The organism is Actinoplanes subglobosus (assembly GCF_042650585.1).
Lineage (GTDB): Bacteria > Actinomycetota > Actinomycetes > Mycobacteriales > Micromonosporaceae > Actinoplanes > Actinoplanes subglobosus.
Map to the genome: position 1 here is coordinate 115798 of NZ_JBHSBL010000017.1, position 18131 is coordinate 133928.

Here is an 18131-nt window from a genome sequence, read left to right on the forward strand (position 1 = left end):
CTTAGGGATCGACAGGAGTGGGCGCTGTCCGATGTGGCATTCACCTCGTACGATGCGGGCAATTGATCATTCTCGTCACACGTGAGGATTCCGTTGACGCATTCCCTTCTTCGCTGGGCCGTGGCCGGGACGACCGCTGCCATGGCTTCCGCCGTGCTGGCCGCTCCGGCCGTCGCGGCCGCCGGCCCCGTCCTGCTCGGCGGTGCCGTTCCACGAATCAGCGCGGCGGTGGGCGCTGACTTCGACGTCAACCTGTCGGTCACCAACACCGGCACCGCACCATTGACCGGTGTCGGTGTGGTGCTGTACACCGACTGGGGCTTCGAGCCCTCCGAACAGTTCTCCAACTGCGACTACAGCAACGGAAGGGCGCGACTCTGCGCCTTCAGCGAGACGCTGGAGCCGGGTAGGAGCTACCGGATCGACCTGCCGTACAAGGTCCGGCAGGACACCACCGCTCCGGGTGGGATCTTCGGTGAGTTCGAGTGGCTGACCGCCGGTGAGCTCGCCGCCCACGGCCGGGGCACTCCCGGAGTGGGTGATCCGCTCCGGCTGCGGGCCGACGATCCGCTGCCGACGGACGAGGAGCGCTCGGTCCAGATCGTCGACGTCACGGTGACCGGTGCGAACGGCTCGGACCTCGTCGCGATCGGTGACCAGATCTCCGGCGCGGTCGGTGACGTGGTGCAGGCCACGGTGGGTGTGCGCAACGACGGCCCGGCGACGGTGAACCACGGACGTTCCGGTGAGACACCCGCCGAGGTCGAGGTGGTGCTGCCGGCCGGCACGTCGTTCGTCAGCGCTCCGGGGTGCCACCGCGGGGACGACGCGTCCCGCTATGTCTGTGCGGTGGGCTCGCCGTATGTCTTCAAGACCGGCACGACGTCGACCTGGACGTTCACCTTGCGGATCGACGAGGTCGTCACCGACGCCCTGGGTACGGTCCAGGTCAACCCGCCGTGCGAGTGCGGCCGGCCCAGTGACCTGAACAGGTCGAACGACACGGCGCTGCTGGCTGCCAACCCGGCCACGGGCGACGTCGACCGGCTCCCGCCGGTGATCGTGGGCACCGGCCTTCTCGCCGATCAGCGGGTCCCCGCTGATCTCGTCTTCTACCCGGCCGCCGCCGACAACGTCGGGGTCACCGAGCTGCGGGCGACCGTCAACGGCATCGTCGAGGCGGCCTGCACCCTGACCGGCGGCTGCAGGGTGTCGCTGGCGAGCCTGCCCGACAACACCGTCGCCACCGTCACGGTGCGTGCCACCGACGCCGCCGGCAACCAGGCAGAGAAGTCGGCCAAGGTGCGCGTCGACAACGTGCTGCCCAGCGCGACCCTCACGCCGGCGGCTGGATCGGCGGTGCCGGCCGGACCGGTCACGATCACGCTGACCGGCGTCGCCGCCGACGTCTGGCGCGTCGACGCGTTCGAGGGGGACATCCGGACCTCGCTGGACGGCGCCCCCTGGAGCCACACCTGGAACGCGGTCAAGGGCGCCACCTCACCGAGGTTCGTCCTCCGCGATCTCGCCGGCAACACCACCACCCTGGAGACCGGCTACACCGTGACCGAGCCTCCGGTGGACGGCACTCCGCCGGTCATCGCGCAGGTGGACTTCGTCGGCGCGTACTCGACGAACCGGCTCGACACCGGCACCGGCTGGATCGGCGGCGTCAGCGTCCTGAAGCCGACGATCCAGGACGAGTCGGCGATCGTGCGGACCGAGTGGGCCGTCGACGGTGTGCTCCGGTCGACTGCCTCGACGTTCTCCTGGGACGCGCGCACCTTCGCCGCCTCCACCGCGACCGTGCGGCTCCAGGCCTGGGACGCGGCCGGCAACACGTCGTCCCGGTCGTTCCTCGTGAACATCGACAAGGCCGCCCCCACGATGGTCATCACTCCGGGTCACCGGGCGCTGATCCGGGGTACGTCCTACGTCACCTCGGTCAAGGCCGCCGACCCGCGCGGCGTCGCGGTCACCAACCTGGCCGGCCGGAGCGGCTCGGCGACGTCGGTGCGGGTGTCGGCCGGCAAGGACGGCACCAAGACGATCACCTGGGTGGCCGTCGACAGGCTGGGCAACTCGGCGAGTGCCACGCGGACCGTGATCGTCGACAACACCGCCCCCACGTTCAAGGTCACCAAGGCGCCGAAGAACAGGTCGAAGCTGACCGGGAAGGTGACGTTCAAGGCGTCGGCGAGCGACCGGAACGGTGTGGCCAAGGTGCAGCTGCTGGTCAACGGCAAGGTGGTGGCCACCGACGCGAAGGCCGCCTACAGCTTCACACTGAACCCGAAGAAGTACGGCAAGAAGTTCACGGTCCAGCTGCGCGCCTACGACAAGGCGGGGAACGTCCGGTACTCGGGCAAGCTGAGCTACCGCCGCTGATCGACGACGAGCGGTGCCCGTCCAGGTGTACGCCGGACGGGCACCGCTCGCGGTCACGATTCGTCCTGTAGCCAGTTGAGCAGGATCCGTACCAGGAAGTCCCGGTCGACCGGGTCGCTGCGGGTCAGGACGTGATAGACCGTCGCGGCGGTTCGGCCGGGCTGAGCGGCGGCGGCGTCCGGTGCCGTCGGCGGCCCGGACAACAGCCGCAACAGGTCGAACTGCTCGACGACCCCTTGGGCCACCGCCTCACGGTCGCACCGCTGACAGCCTCGCGGGTCCAGCGGCACCACATGGAACCCGGCGGCCTCCGGATGTGACCTGCCGCGCGACTGCTTGCTGTTGGACAGACTTCTGGCGCGCAGCGGTGCCCCGTGCAGCACCCGGTTGGCGATCGTGTTGCTCTCCTCCGCCGGCCGGTACTCGGCCCGATAGGACCGGGCGCCGTCGTTGCCGGTGCCGGCGGCTTCGACCGGCCTGTGTGGTCCCTGCTGCTGGCGGGCGTTGGCGATCCGCCACAGATGCCGGGCGAAGTGCTCGGCGGTCTCGGCCGGCAACTCCATCGCGATCCCGTGGTGCCGCGTGGCCTGGTAGAACGCCTGTAACCAGGTCTGCGTCGACGGCCAGTGCCGTAGTCGGCCGTCACAATTCTGCGACAGCGACGACGGGCAGACGAATCCCGCTTTACCGATCTTGCGGAAGGTCAGGCCGCTGTCCCGGCGCAGGCTCCGCAGGAAGGCGCCGAGTTCCCGGGCGGGTGCGTCGTCGGCGATGCGTTTGTCATTGCGTCCCATTGTTCGTACGGCCTCATCAAGCGCAGACCGGGCACGTGGATGCAGCTGTGTCGGATAGGCGGGCGGTCCGGCGGCTCAACTCGGCGGTGAGCGCGATGACCGGGGGCACCGACACGACGATGATCTCGGCGGGGATGCCACACAGTTGCCACAGAACCAGCGGGTACGCCAGCACGACGACGTAGAGGACGATGACGACGACGCGCCGTGGGCGCAGCCGTTTCAGCACTCCGTGTAACCAGCACCAGATCATGTTCGACATGTCTTCTCCTGTTACTTCGATGCGGTTCCGGCATCACTGCCGGCGATCCGCACCCCGGGGTAATGGATCTTCGCTAACGCGGCGTTGCGCCACAGAACGAGGCGCAGGGTGGCCTCCGTCAGCACCGAGAGGGAAGTGAATCCGTTTCCCTTTCGCGCGAAGGGATTCTCGGGCCGCCGGTTCCTCAAGCAGTGTGGCATCGCCGATCGCATTCGTGACGGTCTCGGCCGGGCACTAATTGTTCACCGTTTCGCCGCACTGACGGATCACTGTGAGAAGAATTCGATGACCAGCGGTTTCCGATTCCGGTCACTCTTTTGCTCGGCAACGTCCCCGGCCGGTTGCGCAACTCGGTGGAACGGAGTTTGCTGTAACAAGGCGGCCGTTTCCGGCATCTTGTGACAGAACCGGTCGCTGTCGGGGTGACGACGCGGTGTCTGGGTGGCCCCGAGCAGACACGAGGGTCCGCCGCCTCGCGACCGGCAGTCGCCCTCACCGATGTGCGCCGGGGGTCGGCACGACCGCGTGCCGACCCCCGCGTATCCATGATCCAGGGAAGAGGCCGTGACCTGTAGAAACAGGGTCCCGCCGCGTCCGGATAAGAAATGTTCCTTACATATCGCGGCGCGCCCCGCAGGGCCTTTCGTGAATGATCCACGTCACCCTCATGTGCTCTGACGTGCACGAAGGGTTTTCAATGGGGGATTGCAGGTGCTCACGGGGTGCGGTAGGGAAACAGGTGCTGGCGATTGGCCGACGAGACAACCACGAATTCATCGGCGCTGGCGACTGTCTATGAATGGATTCTGCGCTCCGGAAACGCGTCCGAAGAGGACTCCGCGCGGATCGCCGTCGACTCCGGTCTGCCGCCCGAGGTGGTGCGCGAGCAGCTGACCGCGCTGATCGAACTGCGGCTGCTGCGCGAGTCGCCCCAGCAGCCGGGTGAGCTGCTGCCCTGCGGCCCCGACTCCGCGATCGCCGACCTGGTGAACCCGATCGAGATCGCGATCAAGGAGCAGGAGCGGCGGGCCGCGGATCTGCGTTTCCAGCTCACCTCGCTCAGCGCCGTCTACCACGAGAGCCGGCAGGACCGGAACCGCCAGAAGGCGATCGACGTGGTGGCCGACGTGGCGCAGGTCCGGGTGCTGTTGAGCGACATCTCCCGGCAGTGTTCGGTGGAGATCTTCAGCGCCCACCCGGGTGTGCTGTCCGAGGCCGCGATCGCCAGCTCCCAGAACCAGGACCTCGACCTGCTCGGGCGCGGCGTCCGGATGCGGGCGATGTACCAGCATCCGGTGCGGGTCAACCCGCGGATGCGTGAATCGCTGGGCGTCCTGACCGACGCCGGTTGCCAGGTGCGGACGGCCGACGAGATCCCCGACCGGATCGTCATCTTCGACCGGGACGTGGCGGTCATCCCGAACCGGATGGGCAGCGAGGGTGCCGTCGTGATCCGCGAGCCGTCGATCGTCGACCACCTGTACCGGGCACTCGAACGGGTCTGGTCGCTGGCGGTCCCACTGGCCAATGAGGAGGTCGCGGCCGTCGGGTACGGCATGGCCGGTGACGAACTCAAACGGGCCGTGATCCGGCTGCTGGCGGCGGGGGCGAAGGACGACTTCATCGCGCGACGGCTCAGCATCTCGGTGCGCACCTGCCGCCGGCACATCGCCGAGATCCTCGACGAGTTGCAGGCGACCAGCAGGTTTCAGGCCGGAGTGCTGCTGGCCCGCAACGGCATGCTCGACCCGCCCTGAGACGACGACGTCAGGTCCGGCGGAACCAGACCGGCCCCCACGCCACCGGCTGAGCGCCCTGCAAGGCGTCGGCGGCCACGCGTACGCCCATCGTCCGCACGCCCAGCCGGTCGCCGTACCGCAGCAGGTCGCCCACCAGGTTCTCGCGTTCGCCGGCGCTGAGGCCACGGAGCATCGGGTCGGCCGCCGGCCGGGACGCGGTGCCGGCGGCGCACCGCGGAACGCCGACGGCGTGGTCGATCGCCTCCGCCCCGTCCCGCCCCCAGGCGGCGGCCAGCCGGACACCCGATCCGGTCGCGACGACCTCGGCGAAGCGCCAGGCGCCGGGCAGCCCGGGTACCGCGTGCAGGACGGCGACGGCCGGCTCGCCGAGATCGGGAGCCGGTACCGGACCGAGGCTGCGGGCATGACGGGTGAGCAGCGCCAGGGTGCCGTCGATGAGCCAGTGCGACTCGGAGACCCCGGCGGCCCCGGCACACTCGACGCCGGCTGGTCCGCTTCCGGGGAAACCGGCCGAGGCCAGAAGACGCAGGCCTTCCAGTACGGCGTGACGCACCGACCCGGAGGAGCGGGACGCCCATCCGATCGCGTCGGCGCCGGCCGGGGTGGCCCGGACCAGGCAGGACGCGACGGTGACGCCGCGCACCGCCGGGCCGATCACCGGTTTCCGCAGCGGACCGGTCCACGGGTGGAACAGGTGGTGCAGGTCGTCATCCCGGCCGAGCCGCCGGGCCGAGACCTCGGGCAGGGTGCGGATGCCGCTCCACCTGGTCCGGCCGGGACCGAGCCCGGACAGCCGGTCGACCTCACCGGTGACCCGGTGGACCAGGGCCGCCGAGCCGGGCGGGGCCTGTGCGCACCAGTCCGCGGTCTCCCGCAGATCCGGGACCGCCGCCGGCGGTGCCGGCGCGGCCGGCGAGCCCCAGGTGTTCACCCGCCTGACCAGCTCGCGGTGCGTCAGCCCGCGGCCGCCGACCGGCCCGACGACGGCGAACGCGTCGCCGACGGCCAACGGCACGTCGTCAGCGGGCACGGCCCGCCGGCCCCGTGTGCATCAGTCCCAGGCGGTGGAGTTGAGGTGCCCCGTGTGAACGGCCGGCTTCCCGGCCCGGTCCGCGGTCCCGTGCAGGGACGACGCCGACAGCGGCAGTAGGAACAACAGGGCGACAAGCGCGATCTTCTTCACGAGTGACTCGATTCCTGAACCTTGCGGACTCCCCCGTGGAATCTGCTGTGCTCAGTCTTCTCATCCGGTGGGAGCAGCGGAAGATCCACACGGGCGGCAGAAGCTGCATGGCACCTTCCTGGCAGTGCTGGCTCATCCGGTGCTCAGTCCGCCCCGGTGGCGACGGCGACCGCGGTCAACGCGACCATGACCGCCAGGCGCACCTCGGTCAGCGCCTCACCGGCGGCCGTGCCGGCCCACTGGCCGGAGCCGATCTCGCGGAGACGAGCCTCCACAATAGACGGCGGTAGGTCCGGGAAGAGCTGCCGGTGCCAGCCGAGCGCACCGGCCAGGGCGCACAGTGCCGCGGTGCCCGGGACGGCCTCCTCGGTGCCGTCCACCGCGGCGCGCAACCGGTGCCGCAGGCCGGCCCGCAGTGCGGGGGTCGCGCCGATCGCCGGGTAGTGCGTCCGCGAGAAGACACCCAGCACCCGGCTCCGCTCCTCGCCGAGCATCCCGGCGGCCACCATGCGGTCCAGGATCGGCTGCCGGGCGCCGCGGGACAGCACCGGAATCCAGGCACTGGGGGCCCGCCGGCCGGGTTCGGCGGCGATCCGGCCGAGCACGTCGTCGAGAACCGGGTCGCCGGTGGGCGTGCCGTCGGTGACGGTGAGCGTGCCCGCGGCGAACCCGAGCCGGCCGGCCCGGGTCAGTTCGAGCAGCGCGGCCGCCGCGACGCCGTAGTCCAGGTAGTCGCCGATCGTCCAGGTGCCGCCCTCGTCGTCGTAGGCGAGCAGGACGAGATCGTCGAGAAGGTTCATCGATTCCACCCTCCGACCGTAGCCAGCACCGGCGCCTGCGGCCGGGGAGCCGGGGACGACATGAAGGGCAGCAGGGTACGGCCCTGAGCGACCGAGCCGGCGGCGACCAGTGCGCCTGCGGTGCCGGTCGCGAGATCGGTGGAGAGCCGGAGCCCGTGCTCGCCGAGCAGATGCGGACGGCCCTCATAACCGACCGTGTGCCACTGGAAGCAGCGCAGATGCCGGTGCAGGGCCCGCGTCGTCTCGTCCGTGCCGTCGTGGAGGTGCTGCAGTGCCACGATGACGCCGGCCCGGCCCCGGAACAGCCCGGCATTGGCCATGAAGTGCGCGTGGAAGGTTCCGCGGAGGGTGTCGCGGGCGTCGATCAGGTCTGGGTCGTCGGTGTGACCGGCGAGGTCGTGCAGGACCATGGCCAGGCCGGCGCCACCGGAGGACAGCGACGGCACCCGCCAGACCGCCTCGGCCGGCTCGGTGCCGCTGTTCCAGCCGGCCTCGGACAGAGCGGCCCGTGCCGCTCGCCCGGCGGCCCGCAGCAGCTGCTCGTCGCCGTCGAGCTCGTACAGGCGCAGCAGGAAGAGGGCGTCACCGGCCGAACCGTGCAGCAGGCCGGGACGGGACCGGCCGGTGGAGCGTTCCACCAACTGGTCGGCGAGGCGGTAGGCGTACCCCAGAAGGTCTTGATCGTCGGTCTTGGTGGCGAAATGCAGGGCGGTCAGGCCGATCCCGGCGGAGCCGTCCAGGACGGTGCCGTGCGAGGAGTCGGCGGGCAGGCGGAGCGCACGGTCGAACAACTCGCGGGCGGTGTCCGGGCGGCCGAGCCGGTCCACGGCGTACGCCACCCCGCTCAGCCCGTCGTAGAAACCCGGCCGGACGTCGTCCCAGGTCAGAGCCCGTTCGGTGAGCCAGTCGAGATGCTCGCCGGGAACGTCGGCGCCGGCCAGCGCGAGCGCCCACAGGACACCGGCCGCGCCGTACGCGAAGGACAGCCCGCCACCCGGCGTCAGGTACTGGTCGATGTCGCCGGGGAACAGCCGGTCGGCGTGGCCCGGCGTCGCGACCGCCAGGATGCCGGCCTCCAGACCACCGGCGACCGGCTCGGCCACGGCCACCGCCTCCTCGGGAGGTGTCGTGCCCAGGTCGGCGCGGACCTGGTCGGCGAACGACTCCGGCACCCCGAACGTCTCGGTGACCAGGGCGAGCAGTTCCTCCACCTTGTACGCACCCCAGCCGACGGTGACCGTCAACGGGACGAAGACGCCCAGCCGCAGGCAGCCCATGGCGTACCGGTCGGCGTCGCTCCCGACGACCCCGGCCGGGGCACGGAAGCCCGGTGCTCCGATGACCTGCGCGGCCCGCTCCTCGATCGGAGTCGCCGTCTCCAGATCGATGAAGCCCACCGAGCCGTCCGGGCGGATCAGGATGTTGTTCGGATGCAGGTCGCCGAAGACCACCCCGCGCTCGTGCATGGCTCGCAACCCGCTGTCGATCCGGTCCAGGACGGCCAGCGCCCAGTCCCGGTACCCGGCGAAGGCCTCCGGCGAGGCGTCCTCGGTGACCAGCGGGTTCCGGACGTGGATCTCCTTGGCCAGCGGCTCGCCGGCGACGAACTCCCGAGCCAGGAAGTAGTGCTCGCGGCCCCGGCGGAAGTCCACCACACGCGGGATCTCGGGGATCCCGGCCAGATGGGCCAGAGCCCAGTGCTCCCGGCCCAGGCGGGCGACCGCGTCCCGGCCGGTCTCGTCCAGCCCGGCCATCGGACGGGCCTCCTTGAGCAGCACCTCGGTGCCGTCCCGGGTGTCGGTGGCCCGGTAGACGCCACCGCCGTTGGAGAAGTGGAGCGCCTTGTCGGCCCGGAACGGGAAGTCACCCAGGGTGCCACCGCGACGGGCCCGGACCGCTTCGGCCAGCACCTCGGGCAGCGTCACCCAGGGCGGCGGGCGAAAACCGGGACCGCGTACGTCCGGCACCAGGTGACCGTCGGGGTCCCGCAGGCAGAGGACCGATTCACCCGATTCGGTACGGACCAGTTCGGCCACGAAGGCGCCGTACCGGACGTAGAGCGGGCCGGACCGCCAGCGCAGGTCGCTGAGGATGTACGGACCCTCCTCACCCTCCAGCAGGTCACCGAGCTCGCTCAGGATCGTGGCGAGGTGCCGGTCGTCAGCCGGGTAGACGGTGATGAACTTGCCGCTGCTGCCCCGGTCGCCGTACTTGCTGTTGCGCTGCTGGAGGGTCTCCGGGCTCTTCAGGAACTTGAACCAGATCCCGTTGGCCGTGCAGTACCCGGCGACGACGTCGAGGATCCGGGCGGCGTTGTCGAGAGTGCCGGAGACGTGCACCTTCCAGCCCTGGTCGGCCAGCAGCACGTCGGGCGGGGAGAGGATCACCCACTCGGCGTTGAGTGTCCGCGTCCAGCCCGCCGGCAGCGGGGCGTCGGCCAGAGCGAAGCCGGTACTCGTGTAGACGCCCGGCGGCTCGTAGAACGGGCTGTCCGCCCGGCAGTAGGCGAGATGTCGCAGATCCATCGTGTCAATCCAATCCGGGTTCGAAGGAGGGCCGGCTCACCAGCGCCACAGCGGCTCGGCGAACTTGCGGTACAGCCATTCACCGAGGGGGACGTCACCGGCGTGCAGCCGGGCCGTCCCGACGGGCTCGTCCGTCGTGACCCCGGGCAGGGCGGCGGTCAGGACCGGCACCTCGAAGCGGTCGGTCCGGATCGGCAGGAACACCGAGATCGAGGCGGTGTCCGCGGCGAGCGGGACGGAACCGAGGGCGGTCGACGCCACCTCGGTCTGCACCACCACACCGGCGCGGTAGAGGGTGACGGGCGTACCCGGGCGGATGTCGGCGCGGTCGACCGAGGTCGGCAGCACCAGCTCCACCTGGCCGGACGGGCGGGTGACGAAACCACCGGCCACGTTGTACGCGATCGGCAGGAACGCCAGCGTGGCCACCACACCCGCGGCGAACAACGTCAGCGCGGCGGTGATCCGGCCCCGCGCGGCGCCCGCCGCCCGTGCCTCGCGCACCATGCGGACCAGCCCGCGGCCGGCCAGGTGCAGCAGATAGCCGACGGCTGTCAGGGCCAGCGCCGCTCCCGCGCCACCCAGCCGCTGGAGGGTGTCCACCCACAGCGCCATCGCGCCGGCGATGATGTAGAGCGGGAAAGTCATGCAGGCCAGGCCGTACGCCACGGACCAGCGCAGTTCGGGCAGCTCACGCCCGTAGGTGCCGCCGAAGAGCCGCCGTGCCAGCCACCGTCGCGCGTCGGTCATGGCCCGGTCCCGCAGGTGTGGGACGTCCAGGTGGCTCATCAGCGCGATGTAGCCGTCGAGCTTCACGAACGGCGCCAGGTTGAGCACGCCGGAGACGTACGTGGTGACCGCGAAGATCAGCAGACCGGAACGCACGCTCGGCTCGGTGACGAACAGGGCGCTCAGTGCGGCCGCTCCGGCGACGACGACCTGGGTCGCGATGCCGGCCAGCGCCACCCGGACCCGCTGGCGGTTCTTCGGCAGTCGCCAGCCGTCCGAGACGTCACAGAAGAAGGCGGGGGACAGGTAGAACAGCATGAATCCCATGCGGGTCGGCCGGCCGCCGTAATAGGTGAGCACGGCGCCGTGCCCGAGTTCGTGGACCGCCGTCGTGAGCAGCACGGCCAGGGCCAGCCCGAGGTACGCCGGAAGTGGCAGTGGGCTACCGAGGGCCACGCTGACCTGGGGCGAGAGCAGGGCGAGAGCCAGCAGGCCACCGGCGGCGACGAGACCCGCGACCGCGGTGCCGGCCCGGCCCGCGATCAACCTGATCACCGGGCGCAGCCGGGCGAGCAGGCGTTCCGGCCGCAGGACCGTGAACTGGAAGGTCAGCGGGGGGACGAACCGGACCCAGGTGCCGCGCCGTCGCCGGGCGGTTACGGTGCCGTCGTCGAGCAGGGAGCTGCCGGCCAGGGTCCGGACCGCGGTTCCGACGGCTCCGGTGGTCCACGGCGGGCCGAGCTCGGCGACCAGCTGGTCGTGGTCCCGGTTGCCGTCGATCGCCTGGATGAGCTGGGCGAGGTCACGTTGCACCCGGAAGTGGCGGTGCTCGCCACGCTGGATCACCCAGGGTTCGCCCAGGCCGGCCGGCTCGTGCACCACGACGTCGTCGGCGATCCGTGGAACCGTCAGCCGGTCCGGGTCGATCGGGGTGAGCGTCTTCGCGGACATGGCTACAGCACGTCCCGGGACAGCAGTGCCTTACGGGCCAGCAGACCGGCGGCGCCGAGCCAGGCGGCGATCACCAGACACGCCAGCGGCACCGTGAGCAGCTCCGGCTTGCCGTCCCGGTAGACCGAGCTCATCGCGATGGTGAGCAGGAACTTCGCCGCGTCGGGCACCAGCCTCTGCAACGCCGGATCGACGACGAGGGTGAGGCCCATCAATGTGACGACGGCGCCGATCTGATTGCGGATCAGCCAGCCGACCAGCACGCCCCACGGCGCCGCGGCCACCGTCACCGCGAAGACCCCGGCGGCGACCAGGGTGGTCTCCGAGGTCCAGGTGAACGGCACTCCGGCCGAAGCCGTGGCGCCCCAGGTCGAGATCGCGCCGAGGGCCACGGCGAGCGCGCCGGAGATCGCTCCCATCGCGGCGGCGACCAGGATCTTGGCGGAGAACAGGCGGTTGCGGCCGCCGCCGAGCAGCACCGACCGGCCGATCGCGCCGGAGGCGTACTCCCGGGTGACCGACACCGCTCCGAACAGCGACGAGAACAGGAACATCATCATCCAGGCGCGTACGCCCTCGTCGGTCACCGCCGCGGCAGTGGTCAGCCCGCCGGTGATCTGCTCGGCACCGTCGGTCGCGTACCCGAGGGTGGTGGTGAGGCTCATCAGGGCGCCGATGGCGGTCAGCAGCAGCCAGCTACGGCCGGTCCAGACCTTCAGCCATTCGGCGCGCAACGAATCAGACATGGGTTCCCCCAACTCCGGAGCCGGCCAGCTCGAAGAAGCGATCCTCGAGGCGTTCCGTCCCTCCACCGGTCAGCTCCGCCAGGGAGCCCGAGAAGCGCAGCGACTGCTGCAGGATCACGATGTCGTCCACCGTCTGTTCGAGCTCGGCGAGCAGGTGGCTGGAGACCACCACGGTGCGGCCGCGGTCGGCCAGGCCCCGCAGCAGGTCGCGCAGCCAGCGGATGCCGTCCGGGTCGAGGCCGTTGGCGGGTTCGTCGAGGATGAGCAGGTCCGGGTCGGCGAGCAGAGCGGTCGCCAGCGAGAGGCGCTGGCGCATGCCGGTGGAGTAACCCTTGGCCTTACGGCCGGCGTGCTCGGACAGCCCGACGATCTCCAGGACCTCGTCGGCCCGGCTCGCCGGCAGACCCAGGCTGCTCGCCCAGATCCGCAGCTCACGGCGGGCACTGGCGCCGGGTAGCGGGCCGATGCCGTCCATGCTGACGCCGATGCGCCGGCCGGCGTCGGGCAGATCGGCGTAGCGGTGCCCGAAGACGAGAGCCTCGCCGGCGCTCGGGCGGGTCAGGCCGACGAGCATGCGCAGCGAGGTGGTCTTGCCGGCCCCGTTACGGCCGAGCAACCCGACGATGCGGCCCGGCCGCACGTCGAAGGTCAGGTCGTCGACGACGGTCCGGCCGCCGAAACGTTTGCCGACGCCGCGGAAGCTGACGGCCGGCGCCGCGCTCATCGCCGCACCGTCCGGGTCCAGACCCGTACCGCGGTGACGAGCAGTGCCACGAAAAGCACCACCGTTCCGGCGATCAGGAGCGGGCCGGTGACGTTGGCGGCGACCAGGGCGATCGCCAGGGCGAGGAAGGCGCACAGGATGACCAGGTTCGAGGTGCTGGTCGTGGAGTTCTTGCTCACGGTTGGTCTCCTTACTGGTTGAGCGGCCGGGCGCCGGTTCCGCAGCGGTGGGATCACCGCCGCGGAACCGACAGCGGACTGCGCTCAGGCGCCGTCATTCGCGCCCGAGGAATCGACCCGGAAAGCGGATCAGGTGGCGATGGCGGCGCTGGCGATCACCGCGGTGCTGATCGGGATGCCGGTCTTGAAGCCGCTCCAGAAGCCGGGGGCCTCCATCTCCTCGAGCTCCTGCATTCCCAGCTCCAGGTCGGCGCCGGCGTCCTGCGGCTCGACGGCCGAGGTCAGTTCGTCCTGCATGTGGTGCTCCTTCATGAATCAGAAAGGGGTGACGAGAGGTGCGGGGTGGATCAGGTGAGGATCGCGACGGAGGCGATGTAGCCGCCGTAGCCGGCCGCCGAGGTGACGACGACGCCCGCGCTGACGCCGGCGGCGGTCCACCAGCCCGGGGCCTCCATGGCCTCGAGCTCCTGGAGGCCCAGCTCCAGGTCGGGGGTGACGGTGTCGTTGTGCTCGACGTTCTCGATGTCGGACATGCGGTGCTCCTTGGGTGAGAGGTGGATCAGGACGGGACGGAAGGGTGGATCAGGTGAGGATGGCGACGGAGGCGATGTAGCCGCCGTAGCCGGCCGCCGAGGTGACGACGACGCCCGCGCTGACGCCGGCGGCGGTCCACCAGCCCGGGGCCTCCATGGCCTCGAGCTCCTGGAGGCCCAGCTCCAGGTCGGGGGTGACGGTGTCGTTGTGCTCGACGTTCTCGATGTCGGACATGCGGTGCTCCTTTGTGGATGTTCGTTGGATCCGCCGCCTCCGCCGTCGACCGGCGGGGCGGAAGCTTCAGGCCGGTGTCGGCAGCAGTGCCCGGAGTTCGGCGGCACCGAGGCCGCCCAGCATCGGCAGGCCCGCTCCCCAGCGGCGTACGGTCTGCCGCGCCACCGTGGCCAGCAGGGTGTCGTCGGCCTCGATCGCGTGGGCGATGCGCCACCGGCCGATGAGCGCGGTGACACCGTCCGCCGGGTCGAGAGGCAGGTCGTGGCAGCTCGCCGAGCGCACGACGGTCCACATCCGGTCCAGACGTGTCGCGGAACCCAGCCGCGTCTCGCCCGCACCGATCGCCCGCCACAGCCGTGGCAGGGTCGCCGCGACGGCGGTCATCTTGCGGATGCCCAGTGCCGAGGACAGCTCGTTGGCGACGAGCCAGCCCTTGACCGCGTACGGGTCACGCCCGCGCTGCAGGTCCGGGGAGTGGCCCCAGCCGCTGAGCACCGCGATCCGCTGCCGGTCGGCGTCGGTGGCGGCCCGGCCGGCGGCCAGGTCACCGGTCACCCGGTCGCCCAGCCGCACCAGTTGCGCGGCCAATACCTCCGACGCGGCGTCCGCCTCCGGGAGATCCCGGTGGTCGCCGACGTAGGGACTGACCGCCCGGAAGAGTGCCTCCAGCACTCCCTCGGCGAGCAGGTGCGACGGCAGGCCGGTGGTGGCGAGCGGGTCCAGGACGGCCGCTGCCGGACGGAGCGCCGGGCTGATCACCAGGCGTTTGGCGTCGGTGTAGCGCAGGCAGGCGACGGCGCTGACCTCGGCGCCCGTCCCCACCGTCGTGGGTACCGCCACGACGGGGATGCTGTGTCCCTCCTCGAACGGCAGGACGGTCAGTCCGCTGCGCTGGGGGACGGTCAGCCGGGCGGCCACCTTCGGGTCGGCGGCCACCAACGCGGCCAGTTTGGCCTGGTCGAGCAAGGATCCGCCGCCCACTCCGACCACCAGGCCGGTGTGTCGCAGCCGGCTGCCGAGCGCCAGCACACTGTCGATGTCACCGCCGTCCGGCAGCGTCACCCGGTGCACCCGGCGGCCCGTGGCCGACAATTGCTCCGCGACCTCGGCCGCTATCGGCCCGCCGGCGATACCGGCGTCGATGAGCAGTGTCGTGTCGCGTACCGATCGATCGTCGAGCCAGCCACCGAGCCGGTGGAGGCCGTGCAGCACCGGCCTCGTGCCGGTGGTGGCGGTGATCATGCGGGGATCTCCTGGTGCGCCGTCGAGTAGGCGTCCAGCCCGGCCCGGATCGCGGTCATCAACTCGTCGAGTTCCGCACGGGTGTAGGTGAGCGCCGGGATGAGCTGGATGCCGTTGAGCCCGGGGTGAACGATGGCGCCGGCCGCGCGGATCGCCGCGGTCAGTTGCGGGACGTGTGCCTGCGGGAAGGACGCGACCAGGCGGACCGAACGGAAGCAGCCGGCCCCGGTGGTGGCGTCCACCAGCGGATGTTCCGCCACCAGCGTGTCCAGCTCGATGTCGAGCAGTGCGGACAGCCGGCTCGCCCGGGCGACCGCTTCCAGCCGCCGCATCTCGCTGATGGTTGCGAGGATCGTGGCGCAGGCGACGGGTGTCCCGGCCTGGGTCTCGGCGTGACTGAGCACGGCCCCGGCGTCGTGGAACGTCGCGGCGACCGGTCGGGAGACGACCACCGCCGCGGCGGCGCTGGTGCCGTTGGTCAGGCCCTTCGAGGCGATCAGCAGGTCCGGCGGCCGGCGCCAGGTCTGCGAGGCGAAATATGTCCCGGTACGCCCGAAGCCCGTCGCCACCTCGTCGGCGACAAGCAGGAAGCCGTACTCGTCACGTAACTCCAGCAGGGCCGACAGGTACTCGTCGGTGAGGGGCACCGCGCCGGTGCCGAGCACCGGCTCGACCACGACCGCGGCGACCTGGTCACCCTGCCGTCGCAGCAGCGCGGCGATCTCGGCCGGATCGTTCGGGGCGACGTGGCGTACGAGACGCTGGTCCACGCCGTACACCTGCTGCCCGAGGTCCTCGCCGGTCAGCGCGAAACCGCCGAAGGTCAGACCGTGGTAGCCGCCGCGCAGCCCGACGATCAGCTTGCGCCGTCCGGCACCGCGGATCGCGTGGTACTGCCGTGCCAGCTTCATGACCATGTCGTTGGCGGCACCGCCGGAGGTGGAGAACAGGACCCGGCCGTAGTGGTCGGCTCCGCACACCTCCACCAGGGCTTGCGCCGCCTGACGGGCGTAGACGTTCTCGTACCGGAAGACGCTCAGGTAGGACGCCTTCTCCAGGGCTTCGGCGGCGGCCCGGGCGATGGCCCGGTTGCCGTAGCCGAGGTTGGTGTTCCACAGACCGCTGGAGGCGTCGAGCAGCTCGCGGCCGTCGGCGAAACGCACTCGCACGCCGTCGGCCGAGACCGCGCAGAGCTCGTCACGACCCTGCATCCCGGGGGCGAGCAGGGAGGGCCACAGCGCGGTCATGACCGCACCGCCGTCTCCAGCAGCACATCGCTGTGCCGTTCCCCGGGCGCCGGCAGAACCTGACGGGTGATCACGCCGATGCCCTCCTCGGCCAGTTCGGCGGTGATCCGGTCGGCGGACAGCACGCCGATGCTGGTGGTGCACACGGTCACCGGGCCGGTGGCGGGCTGCACCGACTCGGCCGGGAAGACCGTCACCGTGCGGAGCCCGGACACCGGGACCCAGTGCTCGTACAGGTCGTAGACCCGGTCCGGGGCGGCGACCACCTCGATCCGGCTCTCGATCGGGTCCGGGCCGGTGCCGTCGAGGTCGACTGTGGAGAGGACGAACCGGCCACCGGGCGCCAGATGGCGGCGGACGGCCCGGTAGAGGCCGGTACGCCCGGCCCGGTCCAGCAGAGAGATGGAGGTCGTGCCCAGCACGATCACACCGAACCGCCGGTCCAGCGCGAAGTCGCTCATGTCGGCCCGCACCGGGATGCAGAGGTCCCGGAGCCGGGCCGGAACGGTCGCCAGCCGGTCATCGAGCCGGCGCAGCATGCTGGCGGAGAGTTCGAGCGCGGTCAGTTGCCGGCCGAGGGTGAGCAGGGGCAGCGTGAGCCGTCCCGACCCGGCGGCCAGTTCGAGGATCGGGCCCGGTGCACGCCGCACCATGGCGACGAGTTCGCGCACCTCGTGGGTGCCGCGCCCGGCCACGTCGTCGTAGACGGGGGCACCGCGGTCGTCGTAGAGATCGCCGAGCACGGCACGGTCGCCGAGCCGTTCCAGGCGTGCGCCGGCCAGGCCGGGAACCAGGGTCCGCGTGCTCATCGAGCCACCGCCGTGAGGACGCCCACGCCGTCGAAGTCGGCGATGATCCGGTCCACCCGCTCGCGGCCGACATGCCCGGCCGCCTCCGTGACACTGCCGCAGGCGACGAACGCCTCGACGGTCTGGGCGGCGGAGTGGCCGACCGCGAAGGTACGGCCGGTCAACGGCGAGTGCACATAGGCGGACGTGGCCGTCCACAGCACCAGTGGCAGGTCCGGATCGGTCCGGTCGGCCACCCCGTCCATGGACGGCAGGAGCCGGCCACCGAAGCCGGACACGCGTACCGGCGACACGCCACGGGCCCGCATCGCACGGATCGCGTCCACGGCGGCCAGGTATCGGCCCAGCCAGGGACGGTCGGCCAGGGCGTTCCGCCGTACGTCCTCCGGCACCGCGGCGCCCAGGCACGACACTCCGGTCTCGGCGAAGGCGGCTTCGAGCCGGGTGAGCGGGTCACCGAGCCTGCCCAGCGGCGACCCGCCGGGAGAGACGGACACCGTGCCGTCCGCGGCGACGTACAGCCGCTGTCGCGGGCCGTCGGCCAGGCCGGTCGCGCCGAGACCGGGCAGGTCGGCGAGCTGGATGATCGGATTGGTGAGGAAGTCCGGGAACTCGCCGGTGGCCAGAGCCCGGTCGGCGTCGTGCAGGAAGACCTCGAAGTCGGACTCGTCGGCGATCCGGATCATCGTCGGACCGGCCACGGACATGTACTCGCTCAGGCCGTAGCTCTGGATCTGCAGGTAGAACGCCTCGTCCAGGACGGCTTCGGCACCGGCCTCGCTCAGCGACCCGCCATAGTTGACGACCTGCGGGCCGGTGTCCTCGTCCGGATCGCCCGGGACGAAGACGACGGTGTGCGGACCGACCAGGCCGGCCGCACGGACCGCGGCGAGATGAGCGGCGTCCGCCAGGACGATCCGCGCGGTGCCCGGAAGCTCGGCGTCACTGCCGTATCGCAGTCCGGCGGTGCCCCACAGCATCAGGTGACGCTTTTTCGAGATCACTTTCTTCCCCTTTGCTGCCC

General features: G+C 71.2%; 19 protein-coding genes. 2 read left to right on the top strand and 17 right to left on the bottom strand.

The window, feature by feature from the left end; translation table 11 throughout:
• The first annotated feature begins 141 nt into the window (after positions 1-141).
• Positions 142-2388, top strand: coding sequence for an Ig-like domain-containing protein (locus ACFO0C_RS18465; RefSeq protein WP_378067890.1), 2247 nt, complete (start codon positions 142-144; stop codon positions 2386-2388).
• 53 nt (positions 2389-2441) lie between these two features.
• Here the strand turns inward: ACFO0C_RS18465 and ACFO0C_RS18470 are convergent, their stop codons facing one another.
• The gene (locus ACFO0C_RS18470; RefSeq protein WP_378067891.1) at positions 2442-3182 is read right to left on the bottom strand and encodes a hypothetical protein; all 741 of its coding nucleotides are present in this window, start codon (positions 3180-3182) and stop codon (positions 2442-2444) included.
• 16 nt (positions 3183-3198) lie between these two features.
• The gene (locus tag ACFO0C_RS18475) at positions 3199-3444 is read right to left on the bottom strand and encodes a hypothetical protein (protein ID WP_378067892.1); all 246 of its coding nucleotides are present in this window, start codon (positions 3442-3444) and stop codon (positions 3199-3201) included.
• A gap of 749 nt (positions 3445-4193) precedes the next feature.
• On the opposite strand from ACFO0C_RS18475, the gene ACFO0C_RS18480 reads away from it, so the two are divergent.
• Positions 4194-5201 (top strand): helix-turn-helix transcriptional regulator, encoded by a 1008-nt coding sequence (locus tag ACFO0C_RS18480; protein WP_378067893.1) that lies wholly within the window; start codon positions 4194-4196, stop codon positions 5199-5201.
• A 10-nt stretch (positions 5202-5211) separates the two neighbouring features.
• Here the strand turns inward: ACFO0C_RS18480 and ACFO0C_RS18485 are convergent, their stop codons facing one another.
• From ACFO0C_RS18485 to mpaB, 15 genes are all read right to left on the bottom strand, one after another.
• Complete coding sequence (locus ACFO0C_RS18485; RefSeq protein ID WP_378067894.1) at positions 5212-6234, bottom strand: hypothetical protein; 1023 nt, start codon at positions 6232-6234, stop codon at positions 5212-5214.
• Positions 6235-6255: 21 nt separating this feature from the next.
• On the bottom strand, positions 6256-6387 hold the full coding sequence (locus ACFO0C_RS18490; RefSeq protein WP_378067895.1) for a hypothetical protein: 132 nt from the start codon (positions 6385-6387) through the stop codon (positions 6256-6258).
• A gap of 143 nt (positions 6388-6530) precedes the next feature.
• A complete protein-coding gene (locus tag ACFO0C_RS18495; protein ID WP_378067896.1) occupies positions 6531-7187 on the bottom strand; it encodes a GOLPH3/VPS74 family protein in 657 nt (218 codons plus the stop codon).
• Positions 7184-9712 carry a class III lanthionine synthetase LanKC gene (gene lanKC / locus ACFO0C_RS18500; RefSeq protein WP_378067897.1) on the bottom strand — a complete coding sequence of 843 codons (2529 nt, stop codon included), beginning with the start codon at positions 9710-9712 and terminating at the stop codon, positions 7184-7186. Before lanKC ends, ACFO0C_RS18495 begins: the two co-directional genes overlap by 4 nt.
• A 36-nt stretch (positions 9713-9748) precedes the next feature.
• Entirely contained in the window at positions 9749-11392 is a 1644-nt protein-coding gene (gene mpaP, locus ACFO0C_RS18505; RefSeq protein ID WP_378067898.1) for a daptide biosynthesis intramembrane metalloprotease, read from the bottom strand.
• A gap of 2 nt (positions 11393-11394) precedes the next feature.
• Complete coding sequence (locus ACFO0C_RS18510) at positions 11395-12138, bottom strand: ABC transporter permease (protein WP_378067899.1); 744 nt, start codon at positions 12136-12138, stop codon at positions 11395-11397.
• Positions 12131-12862, bottom strand: coding sequence for an ABC transporter ATP-binding protein (locus tag ACFO0C_RS18515; protein WP_378067900.1), 732 nt, complete (start codon positions 12860-12862; stop codon positions 12131-12133). Before ACFO0C_RS18515 ends, ACFO0C_RS18510 begins: the two co-directional genes overlap by 8 nt.
• Positions 12859-13041 (bottom strand): hypothetical protein, encoded by a 183-nt coding sequence (locus ACFO0C_RS18520; RefSeq protein WP_378067901.1) that lies wholly within the window; start codon positions 13039-13041, stop codon positions 12859-12861. The genes ACFO0C_RS18515 and ACFO0C_RS18520 overlap by 4 nt, the downstream gene beginning before the upstream one ends.
• Before the next feature lie 129 nt (positions 13042-13170).
• Entirely contained in the window at positions 13171-13338 is a 168-nt protein-coding gene (locus tag ACFO0C_RS18525) for a daptide-type RiPP (protein ID WP_378067902.1), read from the bottom strand.
• A 50-nt stretch (positions 13339-13388) separates the two neighbouring features.
• Positions 13389-13574, bottom strand: coding sequence for a daptide-type RiPP (locus ACFO0C_RS18530; RefSeq protein ID WP_378067903.1), 186 nt, complete (start codon positions 13572-13574; stop codon positions 13389-13391).
• Between the two features lie 49 nt (positions 13575-13623).
• A complete protein-coding gene (locus ACFO0C_RS18535) occupies positions 13624-13809 on the bottom strand; it encodes a daptide-type RiPP (RefSeq protein WP_378067903.1) in 186 nt (61 codons plus the stop codon).
• A gap of 66 nt (positions 13810-13875) precedes the next feature.
• Positions 13876-15051 carry a daptide-type RiPP biosynthesis dehydogenase gene (gene mpaC, locus ACFO0C_RS18540; protein ID WP_378067904.1) on the bottom strand — a complete coding sequence of 392 codons (1176 nt, stop codon included), beginning with the start codon at positions 15049-15051 and terminating at the stop codon, positions 13876-13878.
• Positions 15048-16298 (bottom strand): daptide-type RiPP biosynthesis aminotransferase, encoded by a 1251-nt coding sequence (gene mpaD, locus ACFO0C_RS18545; RefSeq protein ID WP_378067905.1) that lies wholly within the window; start codon positions 16296-16298, stop codon positions 15048-15050. The genes mpaC and mpaD overlap by 4 nt, the downstream gene beginning before the upstream one ends.
• Positions 16295-17107: a daptide-type RiPP biosynthesis methyltransferase gene (gene mpaM, locus ACFO0C_RS18550; protein ID WP_378067906.1), complete on the bottom strand. Its 813-nt coding sequence runs from the start codon at positions 17105-17107 to the stop codon at positions 16295-16297. The genes mpaD and mpaM overlap by 4 nt, the downstream gene beginning before the upstream one ends.
• Positions 17104-18111: a daptide biosynthesis RiPP recognition protein gene (mpaB, locus tag ACFO0C_RS18555; protein ID WP_378067907.1), complete on the bottom strand. Its 1008-nt coding sequence runs from the start codon at positions 18109-18111 to the stop codon at positions 17104-17106. Before mpaB ends, mpaM begins: the two co-directional genes overlap by 4 nt.
• Positions 18112-18131: the final 20 nt, after the last annotated feature.

What these genes read in the sequence shown, in the direction of transcription:
- mpaM (WP_378067906.1), bottom strand. Translation starts at nt 17,107, where the DNA reads ATGAGCACGCGGACCCTGGTTCCCGGCCTGGCCGGCGCACGCCTGGAA.
- ACFO0C_RS18510 (WP_378067899.1), bottom strand. Translation starts at nt 12,138, where the DNA reads ATGTCTGATTCGTTGCGCGCCGAATGGCTGAAGGTCTGGACCGGCCGT.
- lanKC (WP_378067897.1), bottom strand. Translation starts at nt 9,712, where the DNA reads ATGGATCTGCGACATCTCGCCTACTGCCGGGCGGACAGCCCGTTCTAC.
- ACFO0C_RS18470 (WP_378067891.1), bottom strand. Translation starts at nt 3,182, where the DNA reads ATGGGACGCAATGACAAACGCATCGCCGACGACGCACCCGCCCGGGAA.
- ACFO0C_RS18530 (WP_378067903.1), bottom strand. Translation starts at nt 13,574, where the DNA reads ATGTCCGACATCGAGAACGTCGAGCACAACGACACCGTCACCCCCGAC.
- ACFO0C_RS18525 (WP_378067902.1), bottom strand. Translation starts at nt 13,338, where the DNA reads ATGCAGGACGAACTGACCTCGGCCGTCGAGCCGCAGGACGCCGGCGCC.
- mpaC (WP_378067904.1), bottom strand. Translation starts at nt 15,051, where the DNA reads ATGATCACCGCCACCACCGGCACGAGGCCGGTGCTGCACGGCCTCCAC.
- mpaP (WP_378067898.1), bottom strand. Translation starts at nt 11,392, where the DNA reads ATGTCCGCGAAGACGCTCACCCCGATCGACCCGGACCGGCTGACGGTT.
- mpaD (WP_378067905.1), bottom strand. Translation starts at nt 16,298, where the DNA reads ATGACCGCGCTGTGGCCCTCCCTGCTCGCCCCCGGGATGCAGGGTCGT.
- ACFO0C_RS18495 (WP_378067896.1), bottom strand. Translation starts at nt 7,187, where the DNA reads ATGAACCTTCTCGACGATCTCGTCCTGCTCGCCTACGACGACGAGGGC.
- ACFO0C_RS18515 (WP_378067900.1), bottom strand. Translation starts at nt 12,862, where the DNA reads ATGAGCGCGGCGCCGGCCGTCAGCTTCCGCGGCGTCGGCAAACGTTTC.
- ACFO0C_RS18465 (WP_378067890.1), top strand. Translation starts at nt 142, where the DNA reads ATGGCTTCCGCCGTGCTGGCCGCTCCGGCCGTCGCGGCCGCCGGCCCC.
- ACFO0C_RS18475 (WP_378067892.1), bottom strand. Translation starts at nt 3,444, where the DNA reads ATGTCGAACATGATCTGGTGCTGGTTACACGGAGTGCTGAAACGGCTG.
- ACFO0C_RS18535 (WP_378067903.1), bottom strand. Translation starts at nt 13,809, where the DNA reads ATGTCCGACATCGAGAACGTCGAGCACAACGACACCGTCACCCCCGAC.